Source organism: Collinsella stercoris DSM 13279, from assembly GCF_020735465.1.
GTDB classification, from domain to species: Bacteria; Actinomycetota; Coriobacteriia; order Coriobacteriales; family Coriobacteriaceae; genus Collinsella; species Collinsella stercoris.
The window spans coordinates 1253597-1269510 of record NZ_CP085935.1; the positions used below are offsets into that span (position 1 = coordinate 1253597).

The 15914-nt window shown below is 63.9% G+C and carries 13 protein-coding genes; 7 read left to right on the forward strand and 6 right to left on the reverse strand.

Annotated features, from left to right (window positions below; translation table 11 throughout):
- Positions 1-153: 153 nt before the first annotated feature.
- Positions 154-1020: a spermidine synthase gene (locus tag LK434_RS05370; protein WP_006720249.1), complete on the reverse strand. Its 867-nt coding sequence runs from the start codon at positions 1018-1020 to the stop codon at positions 154-156.
- Positions 1017-2930, reverse strand: coding sequence for an elongator complex protein 3 (locus LK434_RS05375; protein WP_040360722.1), 1914 nt, complete (start codon positions 2928-2930; stop codon positions 1017-1019). The genes LK434_RS05370 and LK434_RS05375 overlap by 4 nt, the downstream gene beginning before the upstream one ends.
- 76 nt (positions 2931-3006) lie before the next feature.
- Between LK434_RS05375 and LK434_RS05380 the strand changes: the two genes are divergently transcribed.
- From LK434_RS05380 to LK434_RS05395, 4 genes are all read left to right on the forward strand, one after another.
- Complete coding sequence (locus LK434_RS05380) at positions 3007-4011, forward strand: class I SAM-dependent methyltransferase (RefSeq protein ID WP_006720247.1); 1005 nt, start codon at positions 3007-3009, stop codon at positions 4009-4011.
- Positions 4012-4026: 15 nt separating this feature from the next.
- On the forward strand, positions 4027-4950 hold the full coding sequence (gene trmB, locus LK434_RS05385) for a tRNA (guanosine(46)-N7)-methyltransferase TrmB (RefSeq protein ID WP_006720246.1): 924 nt from the start codon (positions 4027-4029) through the stop codon (positions 4948-4950).
- A gap of 452 nt (positions 4951-5402) precedes the next feature.
- Positions 5403-8171: a DEAD/DEAH box helicase gene (locus tag LK434_RS05390; protein WP_006720244.1), complete on the forward strand. Its 2769-nt coding sequence runs from the start codon at positions 5403-5405 to the stop codon at positions 8169-8171.
- Between the two features lie 393 nt (positions 8172-8564).
- Positions 8565-9239 carry a C39 family peptidase gene (locus tag LK434_RS05395; RefSeq protein WP_050754956.1) on the forward strand — a complete coding sequence of 225 codons (675 nt, stop codon included), beginning with the start codon at positions 8565-8567 and terminating at the stop codon, positions 9237-9239.
- 61 nt (positions 9240-9300) lie between these two features.
- Here LK434_RS05395 and LK434_RS05400 read toward each other — a convergent pair whose 3' ends face one another.
- The 3 genes from LK434_RS05400 to LK434_RS05410 all read right to left on the reverse strand — a co-directional run bounded on the left by LK434_RS05400 (position 9301) and on the right by LK434_RS05410 (position 11993).
- Positions 9301-10698: a serine/threonine protein kinase gene (locus LK434_RS05400; protein WP_187371194.1), complete on the reverse strand. Its 1398-nt coding sequence runs from the start codon at positions 10696-10698 to the stop codon at positions 9301-9303.
- A gap of 39 nt (positions 10699-10737) precedes the next feature.
- A complete protein-coding gene (locus tag LK434_RS05405; protein ID WP_006720241.1) occupies positions 10738-11172 on the reverse strand; it encodes a helix-turn-helix domain-containing protein in 435 nt (144 codons plus the stop codon).
- Between the two features lie 89 nt (positions 11173-11261).
- Positions 11262-11993, reverse strand: a complete 732-nt coding sequence (locus LK434_RS05410; RefSeq protein ID WP_187371193.1) for a DUF4352 domain-containing protein — start codon at positions 11991-11993, stop codon at positions 11262-11264.
- A gap of 234 nt (positions 11994-12227) precedes the next feature.
- Between LK434_RS05410 and LK434_RS05415 the strand changes: the two genes are divergently transcribed.
- Positions 12228-12581 carry an MGMT family protein gene (locus LK434_RS05415; protein WP_006720239.1) on the forward strand — a complete coding sequence of 118 codons (354 nt, stop codon included), beginning with the start codon at positions 12228-12230 and terminating at the stop codon, positions 12579-12581.
- Between the two features lie 60 nt (positions 12582-12641).
- Here LK434_RS05415 and LK434_RS05420 read toward each other — a convergent pair whose 3' ends face one another.
- Entirely contained in the window at positions 12642-13211 is a 570-nt protein-coding gene (locus LK434_RS05420) for a DUF5714 domain-containing protein (RefSeq protein WP_006720238.1), read from the reverse strand.
- A gap of 92 nt (positions 13212-13303) precedes the next feature.
- Between LK434_RS05420 and LK434_RS05425 the strand changes: the two genes are divergently transcribed.
- Entirely contained in the window at positions 13304-14002 is a 699-nt protein-coding gene (locus tag LK434_RS05425) for a metalloregulator ArsR/SmtB family transcription factor (protein ID WP_040360527.1), read from the forward strand.
- A gap of 204 nt (positions 14003-14206) precedes the next feature.
- Entirely contained in the window at positions 14207-15832 is a 1626-nt protein-coding gene (locus tag LK434_RS05430; protein WP_040360710.1) for an ATP-binding cassette domain-containing protein, read from the forward strand.
- Positions 15833-15914: the final 82 nt, after the last annotated feature.

Genomic DNA, 15914 nt, shown 5'->3' on the forward strand with positions numbered 1-15914 from the left:
CGGTCATACGGGGTCAGCCAATCAAGAGATCTCGACACGCCGGCGCATGTCCATGGGGAGGGGCAATGGCCGCCACGCATTCCGATCAATCAGGACAGGCGGCAGCCCCTGCACATGGGCACCAAAGTCGAGCTGCAGGCGTACCTAAAAGGGTCAATCGGTGAGCACGGCGCCGTAGAACTCGCGCGGCAAGGGCAGCTCTCCCTCAAACCCATAATCACCGTCGGTCGCGATGAGCAGGTAGTTGTCCTCCCCGCCGAACTCCGCGTCCTCGCACGGCACGACATGAACGTGCGCGAACACCGTCGCCGCAGTTGCCGCCGCATCGCGCAAGAAGTCGATGTTCTCACCGCCGCCAGCCGACACCACGTTGGCGAAGTACAGCCCACCGGGTCTCAAGCAGACCTTCGCTTGGCACAGCGCCTCGACCGTCGCCAGACTGCGCACGGGCTCGGAGCCCGAAAAGCAGTCGTTGACGATAGCGCCGTAGCGAAGTCCCTCTGCCACGGCGCGCGTGAGGTAGCCGCGGGCATTCGCCGTGATGCTCCGCAGGCGCTCGCCTGCCAGCCGCTCGAGCTCGTCGAGGAAAAACCAGCGCCGTGCCAGGCGCGTCACCGCCGGGTCGATCTCCACCACATCCATGACGAGCCCTGCATGCTGGGTGAGCGCGTGCTTGGGATACGCATACCCACCGCCGCCGAGCATCAGCACGCGCTCGACCCCATGGCCTGAGGCGGCACGTAGAACAGGCTCGGCATCGAACATCGCATCGAACGCACGGTAGTAGGCAAACACCGGCTCGAAGCGCCGCTCGCCCACATACGTCGCGCTTTGGTAGACACCGCCCTGCTGCAGCACGCGAATCTTCTCCCCATGCTCCCCGCGAATGCCCTTGACCCGCGCGATGCCTGCCCGGGTGTGCACGAGCTGCACGCACGAAGACCCCACGGCGACGGCGCCGATCGCCACGCCGGCGGCAACACCCGCGGCGGGCGGCAGATTCAACGGCTTCTTGCTCATAGCAGCTCTTTTCTCTGATACAGGCCGTGGTCGCAGAACCCCAGATGGCGGTAGTACTCACGCGTGCCAACTGCGCTGATGACGTTCACATGCCTGTAGCCCGCCGCGCGTGCAATTGCGCACGCGCGCTCGACCAAGCGACGTCCGAGCCCCAGGTGCTGGGCGGACGTTCCGTCAGCCCCCAGCTGCGTGGCCATACCGTACACGTGAACTTCGCGAATCATCGCCTCGCCCTCGCGTATGGGCAGGCTGCCTACGCGCATCTCGAGCTTCTCGCACGCCTCACCAGGCTCGCACTCGGCGCGCATTTCTTCCGCACCGCTTTCCACACGCCCCCGGCCCATCGTATCGCCGAGCGCCCGCACGTACGCGGCGTTCGGCAACGAAAGGCGCAGGAACCCGGCGATGCGATTGTCCGGTGTCACCCATTGCAGGAACCGCTCGCTCGTATTGCTCGTCTCGTATGCAACGACGTCGAGTTCAAGTTCGCCCATATTGATGCGGGCCGTGCCGACCTCGCGAAAACGGATCTCCTGGATGCCCTTCGTCTCCCCCTGCTCGCGCAGACGCATCTCGACCAGCTGGCGCAAGTTCGGCTTCTTGTTACCCGCCACGATGTCATGAGACGAGAAATCCCGGATCATGCGCGAGATGCGCGTCCACGCGGGCGTGGCCGCGACGTCGCTCACCAGGACATCCAGCAGCTCATCCTCCGAGTAAGGGCGCCATGTGCCCCGCTCGTAGCACGCGCACAGCTGGGCTCCCTCGATGAGCGCGCACGGGTAGAGCTTGATCTCGTCGGGCTGGAACGGGCGCTCCCGAACCAGCCGCTCGTAATCGCGCTTGTCGCGCTCGGGCGTGGAGCCAAAGAGGTTCGCCATGGCATGGGCGTGAATCTTGAACCCGAACACCCTCAGCAGCTCAAATGCCTCCTGGATACGCGCGACGCCCATGCCCCGCCCATTTGCGTTGAGTACCTCCTGGTCGAGCGACTGAACGCCCATCTGCACCTTCGTGCAGCCCAGGCGGCGAATGGTCGTGAGCGCGGCAGGCGTCACGGCGTCGGGGCGCGTTTCGATGACCAACCCCACCACACGGTGACGGGCGCGCTCGTTCTCCCGCTGCTCCGCCTCGAGCTCCTCCCAGCTCGCCCGCTGCCAACGCGCGGCCCCATCCCAAACGGAGTCCTTGCCGTACAGGCTGCGAAATGCCTGGTTGTACGTTCGCTCGCCCGCATGCAGGGCATCTTGCTCGCCCGCGGCGAATGCGGCGAACTCGTCGCCGCTTTGGGGAAAGCCACCGCTCCGATACACCGCGCGCCGCTCCTCGGCGGCGGCCTCGGCGCCCGCCCCGTCGTTCAGGGCGCGGAACAGCTCGGCCATGAACCAGACCTGGTACTCCTGCGGGTAGTCGCTCCACGTTCCGCCCAGGACGATCAGCTCGATCTTGTCCGTCGCGTGCCCCATCTGCGCGAGCACGTTCAAACGCGAGGAAACCTGCAGGTACGGGTCGAACCAGTTTTGCTCGGCGCGCTCGCAGGCGGGTTCGTTATGCAGATAGCTCTTGGGCATGCGGATGTCGTTCGGGCAGAACAGGCAGCTGCCACCGCACGGCCAGGGCTTGGTGATGACCGTGATGGTCGCCACGCCCGAGGCGCTGCGGCGCGGCTTCATGCGCAGGACCTTGAGCAGGCGCTCCTCGAGCTCGGGCGTCACGCGCCAGCTCTCCCAGCGCCCAGGGTCTTCCCGCTTCACGCTTTGGTAGAACGGCAAAAGGCGGCGCTTGGCAAACGCCCGCTTGTCCGCCTGCTCGCGGCGGGCGGCGGCGTGGCTCAACTTGAGCAGCGTGCGATCGTCGACCTCGCGCCCCGCGCGGAGCTCGGCAAGTATGTCCAAAATAATCTCTTCCATGGTCGAGAATTGTACGCCATCGAACGCCCCGCCCGGCCTCCAAGGGCCGGCGGCTACAATACCGCCGAGGAGGAACATGGACACCAGCACGATTCAGGCGCTCATCGCGCTCAACAACCAGTTCTACGCACAGCACGCCGCGTCGTTCGCCGCAACAAGGTCCGCGCCGTGGCACGGCTGGAGCGCGCTCGCCGACCTGCTGCGAGAGCGCTCGCAACGCTGCGACACGCCTGGGGAAACCAGCGCATCGAATCATGCATCGGGCAAATGCGGCATATCGGGACCCACAGCCCCCTCGCCCAAGAAACCGCCGTCCAGCTTACACGCACTCGACAACAGGCGGGCCTCGGTGACCACCCCGATCGCCGCGCCCGGCAGCCGGCCGGCACTCGACGGCACCAACGACCGCATCCCCGAGCACCGCGCCCGCACCGTGCTCGACCCTGCCTGCACCGTGCTCGACCTTGCCTGCGGCAACCTCAGGTTCGAGGAGTTCCTCGCCTGCGAGTTCCCGCATGCGCGCTTCTCGTTCAACGCCGTCGACACCTGCCCGGCGCTCGCCTCACCGCAGGCGCTCGCCCAGGCTAATATCCGCTATCGAGAGGTGGACATCCTGCAACACGCCCTCGCGGGGCACCGCTTTATCGACGACGTGCCGACATGCGACCTCACCGCGTGCTTTGGCTTTATGCACCACGTGCCCAGCCGCGAGCTCAGAAGCGCCGTGCTCGAGACGCTCTGCGCACACACGGCCCCGAACGGCCTCATAGCCGTCTCCTTCTGGCAATTCATGTATGACGAGAGGCTCGCGCGCAAGGCGATGCAGGCCGGCGCCCTCGCGGCAGACGCCTCCTCGCCGTTCGCGGCACTCGGCATCGACACGTCTCAGCTCGAGGAACATGACCACTTCCTGGGCTGGCAAACCGACCCCTCGCCGCTGCGCTACTGCCACCACTTCCCCGAATCCGAGGTCGACGAGCTTGTAGCATCTGTGGGAACGGTCACGCGCGAGGTTGCGCGCTACTCGGCGGACGGATCGTCTGGTACCCTCAATCGGTACCTTGTCCTCGAAAAACTCTGAAAAGCGAGTCCGCCCATGCACGCACGCATGCCCAAGAACTTCGTCCTCGACCAGCGCATCGAGCGCGCCGCCGACGCCATCGAGACCAATGCGGCGGCCTACCGCGGCCACTGGGCCGAGGCGTGCTGGCCCCTTGCGGGCAGCGGCGAGGACCCGGGCGCGCCCACACGATTTGCCCACGTTCATCTGGACCTCGGATGCGGCAAGGGCGCCTACATCGCCGCGATGGCCGAGCGCCACCCCGACACCCTGTTCATCGGCATGGACAGCGAGCCGGTGTGCGTCGTGCACGCGGCGCAGCTCGCACTCGACCGCGGGCTCAAAAACGCGCTGGTCATCCCCGGTGACGCCGCCAAGCTCGACCGCATCTTCGCGCCGGGCGAGCTCTCTGGCATCTCCATCAACTTCCCCACGCCGCACCCCAAGCGCCGTCACGCCCACCTGCGCGTGACCACCGCCGAGCATCTTAACGGCTACCGCCCACTTGTCGCCGAGGGCGGCATGGTCGTGCTGAGAACCGACAGCCTTCCGCTGTACGAGTTCTCGCTTCCCCAGTTCGAGACCATCGGCTGGAATGTGGTCTGCGCGACGCACGACGATCGCGCCGCCCATCCAGACCAGCCCATCACCGAGTATGAGCAACGACTCACTGAGCAGGGAGCGACCGTCCACGCCGTCTATGCGCACCCCGCCCCCGAGCCAGCCACGACCGACCAGCTTCAAGCCGCACGCGATCTACCTCAGAGCCTCATCGACTACCTACCCGAGGACCTCTTCGCCCAAGACTACATCCCATACGGAATGAGCTACGCCATCGACAACCTCCGCAACCGCCGCCGACACCTTGCGACGCATGAAATTGCATCCACGCGCAACATTACGTCCACGTACGAGACCGCATCCGGACGTGACGCTACATTCCCGTCCGAAAATGCATAACCCCAGCCTATTCCCATTGCATAACGCATAGATTTTTTCAGCTCCGCGCATGCGAGTCGTGCGTCCTCTCTCAGATGGTCAAAATACCCCGATTGCGCGTCAAGTTGCAGCGACACCCGCGGCAAACCCCCAGGATCGACCTCCCCAAACGCCCGCGTTACCGGCCCGGCGCATTCACCAACTTGCAAACTCACGACAAAACCGCAGGATTCTTCCGATCGCGGCTTTATGCAGACCTCGCATCGCGGACTCTTCGCCGCACAATCAAGGTATTTTGACCATCCGCGCGATACCGCGCGCCAAACGGCTCCCCCGCGCACCCAACGCCAGCATTTTTATCCCGTTTCTCCGGCAACCTCGTGCCCGCCCCGGAGCGCTGGGTCGGGAGCGCGGCTTTCCGCCAGGGTTTCCGTCATAATGGGCAGCATCAGCAACGACGAAACGGAACCTCCATGACTGATGTAGATATAGCCTTCGACCCCTTCGCCCACGGATCGCTCGGAGACCTCGCCCCCAGCTGGTGGGTCGATGACCCCGCAGAGGGCGAGAGCGTCTCCGAACCCGAACCCTGGCTCACCCCCGAGGAGGCGTACGAGCGCTTCATCGATTGGGTCTCCGCCCGGGGCATCGAACCGTGGCCGCACCAAGAAGACGCGCTGTTCTCCCTCGCCGCGGGCAGCAACGTCATTCTCGGAACGCCCACGGGATCGGGCAAATCGCTCGTCGCGCTCGGCATGCTGTTCATGGCCATGGCGAGCGGCCAGCGCGCGTACTACACCGCGCCCATCAAGGCCCTCGTCTCCGAGAAGTTCTTCTACCTGGTCGACATCCTCGGTCGCGACAATGTGGGCATGATCACCGGCGATTCGCATATCAACACGAGCGCGCCCGTGATCTGCTGCACCGCTGAGATTCTCGCCAACCAGGCGCTGCGCGAAGGCGAGGACACCGATGTGGGCTGCGTGGCCATGGACGAGTTCCACTTCTTCTCCGACCCCGACCGCGGCTGGGCCTGGCAGGTCCCCCTGCTCACCCTGCCGCACGCGCAGTTCCTGCTCATGAGCGCCACGCTGGGCGACATGACCGCCATCGGCGACACGCTCACGCGCACCACCGGCCGCGACCTCGAGCTCATCGCCGACGCCCCGCGCCCGGTCCCGCTCTCCTACGAGTACGTCAAGACCGCCCTCGAGGGCACGGTCGAACTCGCGCTGCGGCAAGGCGACTCGCCCCTGTACATCGTGCATTTCTCCCAAGATGCCGCATTGCAGTCGGCACGCGCGCTCGCCAGTTACGGCGTGGCGAGCAAGGAGCAGCGCGAGGCCATCAAGGAGGCCATCAAGGGCGGTCGCTTTACCACGGCGTTTGGAAAGACGCTCAAGCACCTCATCTCGAGCGGCGTGGGCCTACACCACGCCGGCATGCTTCCGCGCTACCGCCTGCTCGTGGAGAAGCTCGCCCAACAGGGCCTGTTGCCCGTGATCTGCGGCACCGACACGCTGGGCGTGGGCATCAACGTGCCCATCCACACCGTGTTGCTCACCGGGCTCACCAAATTCGACGGACGCAAGCAGCGCCGCCTGCGCTCGCGTGAGTTCCACCAGATCGCCGGGCGCGCCGGCCGTTCCGGCTTCGACACCGAGGGCGTCGTAATCGCGGAGGCCCCGGAGTTCGAGATCGAGAACCACAAGGCGGAGCTCAAGGCCATGGGCGACCCCAAAAAGATGAAGAAGCTCAAGAAGAAACGCCCGCCCGAGGGCTTTGTCACCTGGAACGAGGACACCTTCACGCGCCTGATCGACAGCGAGCCCGAAACCCTCAAGCCGCGCCTGCGCATCACCCATTCCATGGTGCTGGCGGAGGTCGAGCAAGGCGGCGACGCATGGACGCGCGTGCTCGCGCTCATCGACGCCTCGCTGCAAACGCCCGAGGAAAAGGCCAAGCTCAAGGCACGCGCCGCCGAGATATTCGCCACGCTCATCGATGCCGGCGTCGTCGTCCGCGAAGCCGAGGATGCCGATGCGAGCGATGCGGAGCAAACCAAAACGACCCCATTCACTGCACCCGCAGGGGGCGCAAGCGCGATCACGCTTACCGAGGACCCCGCAGACCTCGATGGGCAGCGTGAGCCCGATAGCCAGATCGACGACACGGCGCCCGCGCAGGCCCACCCTCTCGATGGGCCCGCGAGCTACTACCTCACGGTCGACCTGCCCGAGGACTTCGCCCTCGACCAGCCGCTTTCACCGTTCCTGCTCGCCGCCCTCGAACTTCTCGACCCCGAGAATCCCAGCTACACGCTCGATCTCATCTCGATGGTCGAGGCCACGCTGGAAGACCCCAAGCAGATCCTCCGCGCGCAGGAGCGCCGTGCGCGCGACGCCGCGATGAACGCCATGAAGGCGGAGGGCGTCGACTTTGAAGAGCGGCTCGACCGCCTGCAGGACATCACCTATCCCAAGCCCCTCGAAGAGCTGCTCGACGTCGCGTTTGCCAAGTACTGCGCGCAGGTGCCCTGGGCGAACGACTACGAGCTCAGCCCCAAGTCCGTGCTGCGCGACATGCTCGAGACGGGCTGCGACTTCAAGAGCTACATCGCCCAGTACAAGATCGCTCGCTGCGAGGGCATCCTGCTGCGCTACCTCACCGAGGCCTACCGCTCGCTCGACCGCACCGTGCCGGTCGAGCGCAGGACGGAAGAGCTTGACGACATCGTCTCGTGGCTGGGCCTCGTCGTGCGTTCGGTCGACTCCAGCCTCGTGGATGAGTGGGCGAACGCCGGCACGGCGCCCGGGGCAGCCCCGCTCAAGCGCGCCGACGTCGTGGTGCAAGACCGTCGCGGCATGACGCTCATGGTTCGCAACGCCCTGTTCCAGCGAGTTCGCTTGGCGGCACAGGACAAGGCCGCGGAACTCGGCGCTTTGGACGAGGAGTGGGGATACGGGGAGTTCCGCTGGAATCGCGTCCTCGATGCCTTCTATCGCACCCACGACGAGCTGCTCGTGGACGCCGACGCGCGGTCTTCGGCGTTCCTCACGATCGATGACGGCGACGAGCTCACCGATCACGTCTGGCACGTGCACCAGGTCTTCCACGATTCGGAAGGGGACCATGACTTTGGCATTATGGCCGATGTCGATTTGGACGCCACGCAGGACGGCGACGGCATCGTGTTCAAGGGCTATCGCGTGGGTGCAATTGAAGACCTACTGGATCTGTAGACGCTAGGAGGCGGGCCTCAGGGCAGCCGCTTCCATCTGAGGGCCGTGCGCGCTTTCGCCCCGCCCGGGCTTCGAAGCGCCGCGCGCCCTCCCGCCCTGCTCGACGCGCCATACCCCGCGTGTGGCGTTTTAATCATTCGTTAAGCTCCATGACCCCTTTGTCATGTTCGCGTCATGCACACGCAAATGCCAAGGCTCACCATTGGTGGCACGCCACCAGATAAAGGAGCCCAGGACATGAAAGAGTGCGAGCAGAATCCCATGCGACGAGCCACCAGGATCTATGACGGCCCGGTCGGGGGCGGACGGTATCGCGCGGGGCAAGCGGGTCCGCGCGCATGCAGGCACGGCGGGGCGCAGCGCACTTTGTTTGCAGGCGCGCCCCTCACCCGCATGCGTCCCAGACGCGTGCGTCGCAAGCGCGGCGGGCGCGCCCTCGCCATCGCGGCCCTCATCGTATGTCTCATCGTCGCCATCCCCGCCTTCCGCTCGCTCGGCACGAACGACCTCGGCTCCTTGGCCGGCCAGACCACCGGCAACCAGGAAAGCCCACGTTCGACACCGGTGCAGGAATGGCGGAAGGGAGAGGTTCCCCATCTGTACCAGGTCGATCCGCAGTGGGCGAATGAGCCCTATGCGGGAGGCGACATGCGCGAGAACGGCTGTGGGCCCACGTGTCTGTCGATGGTGTACGTAGCCCTCACCGGAAACACGAACGGCGACCCCGTCGCCATCGCCCGTATGAGCGAGGAGCAGGGCCACACCGTTGACGGCATGACCGCATGGACCCTCATGAGCGACGGGGCTCAGGCGCTGGGGCTCGCCTCTTGGGAGGTCGCGGCCTCCGCTGACGACGTACGCGCGGAACTTGAAGCGGGAAACCCCATTATCTGCAGCGTACGGCCGGGCGACTTCACCACCACGGGTCACTTCATCGTTCTCGCCGGCATTGCGGACGACGGCCAGGTCATCGTGCACGACCCCAACAGCGCAGAGCGCAGCGAGCACACCTGGGACCTCGAGCGCGTCCTCTCGCAGTGCGCCAATCTATGGGCCTTCAGCGCATAGACGCCGCGGCAGCCCTCGCTCCGCCCCGTGTCACTCGCCACGGGCCACACGGCGCTGGCCCTTACAGCAATCCCGATATCATGCCCACAACCAACGGAACGGCGATCCCCATGGCGAACAGGGCAATCGCCCATGCGGATTCCTTGACTCTACCCAGGCGCGCCAACACGGGTACGCGCGCATGTATGCGCGCCTTGTAGAGCATCAGATAGCAAAGGGAGCCCATCGACACCATTCCCACGCCCACATACTCGATTACCCTAAACCAAAGCGGCAGCAATGCATCATGGGCATTGGGGGACACGATCGCATTGACCGACCCGATGAAGAAGACGGAGAACCCGCAATAGATCCATCCGTTCCACAACACAGACACCCAGCGCAGTGGCCTCTCAAACCGCAAGGCGAATCGCTCCCACCGCGCCCGGAGGGAGTTCCACCACAGGGGCGACATGGGGCTGCGCCCCGCAATCGACGGTCGCCCAGCGGACGACGCGCGCGCACTGGCCTCATGTTCCTTTGCGACGGCAGCGGGATGCGAATTCGATGCAATATCGCCGGACAAGTCCCAAGCGAAGCCCCTCGCGTGCTCGGGCGTCCCCGTGCCGATGGGGGCACGTCCGCCCCCGCCAAACGGGCCCAACGCATCAAGAAGAGCGCGCCTTACCTCGCGGGCGCTGCGATACCGGGCATCTGGATCAAAAGCGCACGCCCGACAAACGACCTCGCACGCCTTGGGCGAAAGACCCGCACGCTCGCACGCCTGCCGATCGCATACATTGGGCGGATCTTCCCCAACCAGGCAGAAATACAGCAACTTGCCAAGCGCGTATACGTCGCTGCGCACGTCAGTCTGCCCAAAACCGAACTGCTCGGGCGGGGCGTACCTGCGCGTTATGAAATGGGTGGTGTCGGCATCGGCCCCCTCGCGCCATTGACGAGCCGATCCAAAATCGATGATGACCGGCATGCCGCCACACATGAGAACATTGGAGGGCTTGAGGTCGCGGTGGATGAGCGGCGGGTCGAACGACTCGTGCAGCATCGCCACGGCATCGCACAGGCCGGGCATCACGAGTTCGGCCGTCTTGCTGCCCGCGCCAATCGCCGCCACGAGCGCGCGCACCGTGCATCCATCGACGTATTCCATTACCACCGTGAGTTCGTCATCGTTGCGGCTGCACTCGACAAGACGGGGGACGCAAGCGGGGCACGAGCCCTTCCGCTGGGCATTCCACAGCGCGATATATGCACACCCGGCACCCACGCCTACATCCAGTCGCTTGCGTATATAGCGCCCAGACGAGCCCTCCCTCGGGTCGCCGCGCACCAATTCGGTTGTCTCAAAATCGGACTGCTTGATAACCCGCTCGACATGCCATGTTGTCGCACTCGCGGCAGACGCCAGAAACTCATCGAGTTCCCCGTGAAATTCCGCTATGTCATCACTTCGCTCCATGGCAAGAATCATACCAGCACGTGCGGACAGGCAGACAGGCTAACTGACCGTGTCCTCCCCCAGGCGATACAGCTCCTCATTGACCTTTTGCAGCGAGCACCCCTGATCGATGCAGAAGATGATAATCGCGTCCCGACGGCATTTGGGATCGAGGGAGCTGGCGCCCGCCGCCATGAGCGCGCGGTTGGTTTCGCGCAGGCTGAGGGCCATGGCGAACGCTATCTGCAGAACCTTGTCGCGCGACGGGTTTCGTGCGCCCGTGAAGATCTGATACCCAAAGGTCTCGTTCAGGTCGGCCATGCGGACGACGCGCGAGCGCTTAAGCCCCTTTTTCTCGAGCATCCGCTCTAAAAACTCCGGTAACGTGACCGCGGGAAACTCATGAGCGTCGATGAACTCATCAAGGCTCGGCGCATCCAGCAGCTCCTGCAAAACCTCCTCGGTCAAACGCTCCGTCACGTCTTCCCCCATCATCTCGATCGACCTTCATTGTATGTGTTTGGCACGCGAGGGGCGCACCACATGATGCGCCCCTCGCGTTCGCTCATGGCGAGCATGCGGTCCTAGGAGATTTTCCAAGATGCCGCTGCCGCATCCGAGAACGCTGACGAGTAATACAACACGCGTGCGAGGTCCCCTTCAAAATAGACGAAGCCCGTCACCGTGCCGCCCGCCGACAAATCGCCATACGACAGGTCCTCCGTTGCCTCGGAATAGTACGACGAATCGCTCTGCACGCCGTTGGAGCTCTCGCCCTTCCAATCATACGAATTGAACGAGGCGGTTTTATCGCTGTTATTCACATAGGTAACGCGCACGCCGGTCATTGCCGTGCCATCGTAATTAACCAGGCCGGTCACGATCTCGTCCACGGAAACGGTCACCCCGTTGGCCAGCTCGACCTTCGAGCCTACCGCAAGATTCTCTGCGACGTCCTCCTCGTCCTCCTTGTTCGAACCTGCCGTAGAGTCGGTTCCGCCCTTGGAGGACGCAACCGCCTGGGGTCCGTTCACCGCGCTGTCGATTGCAGAGCTGTACATGCTCTGGCTCACCAAAACGGCGACAATCGCAACAACGTTTACCGCGACCGCGGCGACGGCAAGGCCCTTTGCGCCCCGCTTACCACGCAGGCAGGACACGAGCCCCGCGATCGCCAAAACCGCTCCCACAAGCGCGGCGAAAAACGAGATGTTGTTGATAATGGGCAAAAGCGATGTGATCAGCGCGAGTATGCCGACGATCAAGCCTGAAATCGCAAGCCCCGAGCGCGGATGCTCCGAATGCGTGTTTCCCACGTAAACTACCTCCCCTAACAGCGGCTCTCCTTGCGAGCCGAACGACATGCCCATTATTGACATCCCTCTTGCCCGTTTCATTAGCTGAGAGCTAATGACAGCCCCTTTGAGACAAGGCGATCGGCTCCCACGTGCGGCAGCTGCGAGCGCGCGATGTCGTGCGCGCGAGGTACTATGGGTAGGTCCGATGCCGTGTAAAACGCTCTCACCCATCTTCGATTGAATCGAGCAGCCATGGATGCACATCCCGCCACAAAAGAAAGCCCTCGCAGGGACGAGGGCTTCTTCGAGCGTGTATACGAGGTTGTCGAGCAGATCCCGCGTGGATGCGTGGCAACGTATGGCCAGGTGGCGGCGCTCATGGGCGCACCGCGCTGCGCCCGCCAGGTTGGATACGCGCTGCACGCGAACCCCCGACCGGGCATCGTCCCATGCCATCGCGTCGTGTTTGCCGATGGGCACATCTGCGAGGGGTTCGCCTTTGGCGGAGCCGAGGCTCAACGCGAGCTCTTGGAGGCAGAAGGCGTTGCGTTCAAAGACGACACACATGTCGATATGAAGCGATCCCGCTGGCAGGCGGGGCTATAGAGAAAACGGGGGCACCGGACGGCATCTCCGAAAAGACGAATGCGCGACCTGCGCAAACGATCAGCGAACGCTCTCCGGATGATACGGGCACGCTACGCCCAAGCACACCGAATTCTGTTTTGCGACCGAGCACGCGGGCTGCTCATAGGCAATGTCCAAACCGGCGCCAAGACACCGATTGAACCACGGCACCGCCGCCTGCACGGCGATGCGCGCATCGCGCTTGCAGCAACGCGGCGAACCCGCCCGTGCGATGCGCTCCAAAATATCGGCGACCATGAGCTGGCCCTCACTCCATCCTTCGGCCCGCAGAGGCGCGTTGCCTGCAAGCACGGCAAACGCCATGCCGCATGAGGCCGCCGCACCGCATACACCCCACTTGGCGCACGCCGCTCCCGGCACGCAGCATGCGCGGCTTACAAGCTCATCGAATGCGGAATCGAGCTCGAACTCACCCTCAACCGTCTGCGCGCACGCCAGCAACGCCGCACCGACCAGGACATGGTGCACGGGACCGAAGGCCGGGCATTCACCTTGAGCCATAAGATGCTCCAAGAGCTCTGCCGGGTCATTGCCCTCCCACGACGAGCACGTCTCGCGCACCCACTCGTATTGTGTCTCGGTCGTCATTATTGTCCTCCTTCATATATCGACCTATATCAATATGATTATATCGACAATAATCGATATAATGCAATCTATCAGGTGGAAGGAGTAGGTTCATGAAACGGCCGACCGTCGCATTCGTATGCACGCACAATGCGTGCCGTAGCCAGGTCGCACAGGCGATGGCGCAGGCCCTCGCGGCGGACGCCCTTATCGTCTATTCCGCGGGGACCAACCCCGCCAACCGCATCAACCCCGACGCGGCGCGCCTGCTTGCAAGTGAATTCGGCATCGCATCGGACGATCTTCGCCCCAAGGCGCTTTCCCAGATTCCCGAACCGGACATCCTCATCACCATGGGCTGCGGCGTCGAATGCCCCAACCTACCCGCCGCATACCGCGAGGATTGGGGGCTCGAAGATCCCACCGGCATGAGCGACCGCGCGTTCCTGCACGTGATGAGCGCCATTCGGCAGCGCGTCATCGGCCTGAGAGCGCGCGTCATCGCCGGGGAGTTCGATCGCGAACGACTTGCCAGCAACCTCAAGACGCTGGGAGACGCCAATCGCCTCCGTGTCATCGAGCTGCTATGGGACGGCGAGGAGCGCTGCGCCTGCAGCCTGCTCGAAAATCTTGATATCACCCAGCCCACGCTTTCACATCACATGGCGGCACTGCGCGATGCCGGCATCGTGCGCACGCGTAAGGACGGTCGCTGGATGCATTACCAACTCGACCATGACGTTCTCGATGCCATCGCGGCGCTCCTGGGTCAAAGCCTCGCGTACCGCGTCGAAACGAACGAGACGACGTAAACCTGATCGAGCACCCATCCCCTCCATTGCCTGTCGCAAGGTAGACCGCATCGATGCGGCATGATAGACTCGCAAATGTCCGCCCGATGGATTCGGGCCCTATGCGAGGACGCCGCCACTCAGAGATACGGACGCCATGCGCTTTTAGACATCCACCTCAACGCACCTTTTGACCTCCAGTTTGAACAAGGAGGGGATGTCTGTATGCAGCTCGCACTGAACCGCGTGACCTACACGCACCCCGCGGCGCACGACCCCATTTTGAATTCGATAACCATCGCGTTTCCCCGTGGTTGGACCGGCCTGTTGGGCGACAACGGATGCGGAAAGTCCACACTCGCACGCGTGGCCTGCGGCTTGCTGGCGCCCGATTCCGGCTCTGTGACCAGCGGCTTGCTCTGCGCGTACTGCCCGCAAGAAGCAAGCGACGCACCCGAGACGCTCACGGACTTCGCCTTGGACTTTGGCCGCGAGGCGCGTAGCCTGCGCGAGCGCCTGGCGCTCACCGACGACATGCCCTGGCGCTGGGACGAGCTCAGCTTTGGCGAGCGCAAAAAGCTCCAGATCGCATGCGCCCTCTGGCAACAGCCGGATGTGCTCGCAATTGATGAGCCGACGAACCATCTTGATTGCGAAGCCCGCTCGCAGCTGGAGGCCCTGCTCAAGAGCTTTAGCGGCATCGGCATCTTGGTGAGCCACGATCGAGAGCTGCTCGATGCGCTTGTCGACCGTTGCGCCTCCTTTGAGTCCAGCGGTGCGGATGGGAGCACGCGCGTTGTCGTGAGGCCAGGCGGCTATACACAAGCCCATGCACAAGCCGAGCGTGAGCTCACAGCCGTTGCCGGCGAACGCAGGCGCGCTAAAGATGAGCTCAAACGCCTGAGCGCCGAGCAGGATCAGCGCGCTCGCGAGGCAGCCCGCGCGGATACGCGCCGCTCCAAACGCCACCTCGACCCCAAGGACAAGAGCGCACGGGCCAAAATCGACCTTGCGATTTTTTCCGGGCAAGACGGTGCTCGCGGCAAACTGCTGCGCCAGATGGACGGACGCATGGCCGCAGCGCAGACACGAGTCGACGCCGCTTTTATTCCCAAGCGCTACGACGGCAGCCTGTTCCTCGACGCGCAACCGAGCCCGAGAAAAACCGTGTTCCACATCCCCGCAGGTCGTATCCCGTTCGATGCGAGCGCTGTAGAAATCACCGCAGGGTCACTGGACACTGCGGGCACGAGGGCCTCAGACGCTCCCGGGGCAACGCAAGCCAGGCCCTCCGACAGCACTGAATGTTCCGAAGTCAACGGACTGCTCCTACCGGACCTCTTTGTGGGAAACACTGAGCACATCGGCATTATCGGCCCCAATGGAGCGGGAAAGACGACGCTGCTCAACCACGTGCGGCGCCTTCTCGCTCGCGAAGCCCCTAAAGGGACCGCGCCGCTCACCGTTCTCGATATCCCGCAAGAGCCCACAAAGGCGGAGCGTGACCGCACGCTTGCAGAGGTGCGGCGCCTCTCCCCCGCCGATCGCGGGCGCGTCCTCAGTTGCGTGGCGCAACTCAACTCCGACCCCGCTCGCATTCTGGAAGGCGCCGTAACCAGTCCAGGTGAGCTGCGCAAGCTCATGATCGCGCAGGGACTTTTACGTAAGCCCGCCCTCATCATCATGGACGAGCCCACCAACCATTTGGACCTGCATTCAGTCGAGGCGCTCGAGCATGCCCTGACCCAATTTGCCGGAGCGTTGCTCTTGGTGAGCCATGACCGTGCGTTTCTACACGCCTGCACGAACGTAACGTGGGAAATTGAAAACGGAGTCCTCCACCAGAGGTAGAACCGCCATCGATACTGGCTTTGCGCGACTCTATAATCTTTAGTAATAGAACATTTGTTCGTGTATAATAAGAACATGTGTT

Excerpts from the sequence above, each read along its gene's own strand:
- LK434_RS05370 (WP_006720249.1), bottom strand. The coding sequence starts at position 1,020 with ATGAGCAAGAAGCCGTTGAATCTGCCGCCCGCCGCGGGTGTTGCCGCC.
- LK434_RS05375 (WP_040360722.1), bottom strand. The coding sequence starts at position 2,930 with ATGGAAGAGATTATTTTGGACATACTTGCCGAGCTCCGCGCGGGGCGC.
- LK434_RS05380 (WP_006720247.1), top strand. The coding sequence starts at position 3,007 with ATGGACACCAGCACGATTCAGGCGCTCATCGCGCTCAACAACCAGTTC.
- trmB (WP_006720246.1), top strand. The coding sequence starts at position 4,027 with ATGCACGCACGCATGCCCAAGAACTTCGTCCTCGACCAGCGCATCGAG.
- LK434_RS05390 (WP_006720244.1), top strand. The coding sequence starts at position 5,403 with ATGACTGATGTAGATATAGCCTTCGACCCCTTCGCCCACGGATCGCTC.
- LK434_RS05395 (WP_050754956.1), top strand. The coding sequence starts at position 8,565 with ATGCGTCCCAGACGCGTGCGTCGCAAGCGCGGCGGGCGCGCCCTCGCC.
- LK434_RS05400 (WP_187371194.1), bottom strand. The coding sequence starts at position 10,698 with ATGGAGCGAAGTGATGACATAGCGGAATTTCACGGGGAACTCGATGAG.
- LK434_RS05405 (WP_006720241.1), bottom strand. The coding sequence starts at position 11,172 with ATGATGGGGGAAGACGTGACGGAGCGTTTGACCGAGGAGGTTTTGCAG.
- LK434_RS05415 (WP_006720239.1), top strand. The coding sequence starts at position 12,228 with ATGGATGCACATCCCGCCACAAAAGAAAGCCCTCGCAGGGACGAGGGC.
- LK434_RS05420 (WP_006720238.1), bottom strand. The coding sequence starts at position 13,211 with ATGACGACCGAGACACAATACGAGTGGGTGCGCGAGACGTGCTCGTCG.
- LK434_RS05425 (WP_040360527.1), top strand. The coding sequence starts at position 13,304 with ATGAAACGGCCGACCGTCGCATTCGTATGCACGCACAATGCGTGCCGT.
- LK434_RS05430 (WP_040360710.1), top strand. The coding sequence starts at position 14,207 with ATGCAGCTCGCACTGAACCGCGTGACCTACACGCACCCCGCGGCGCAC.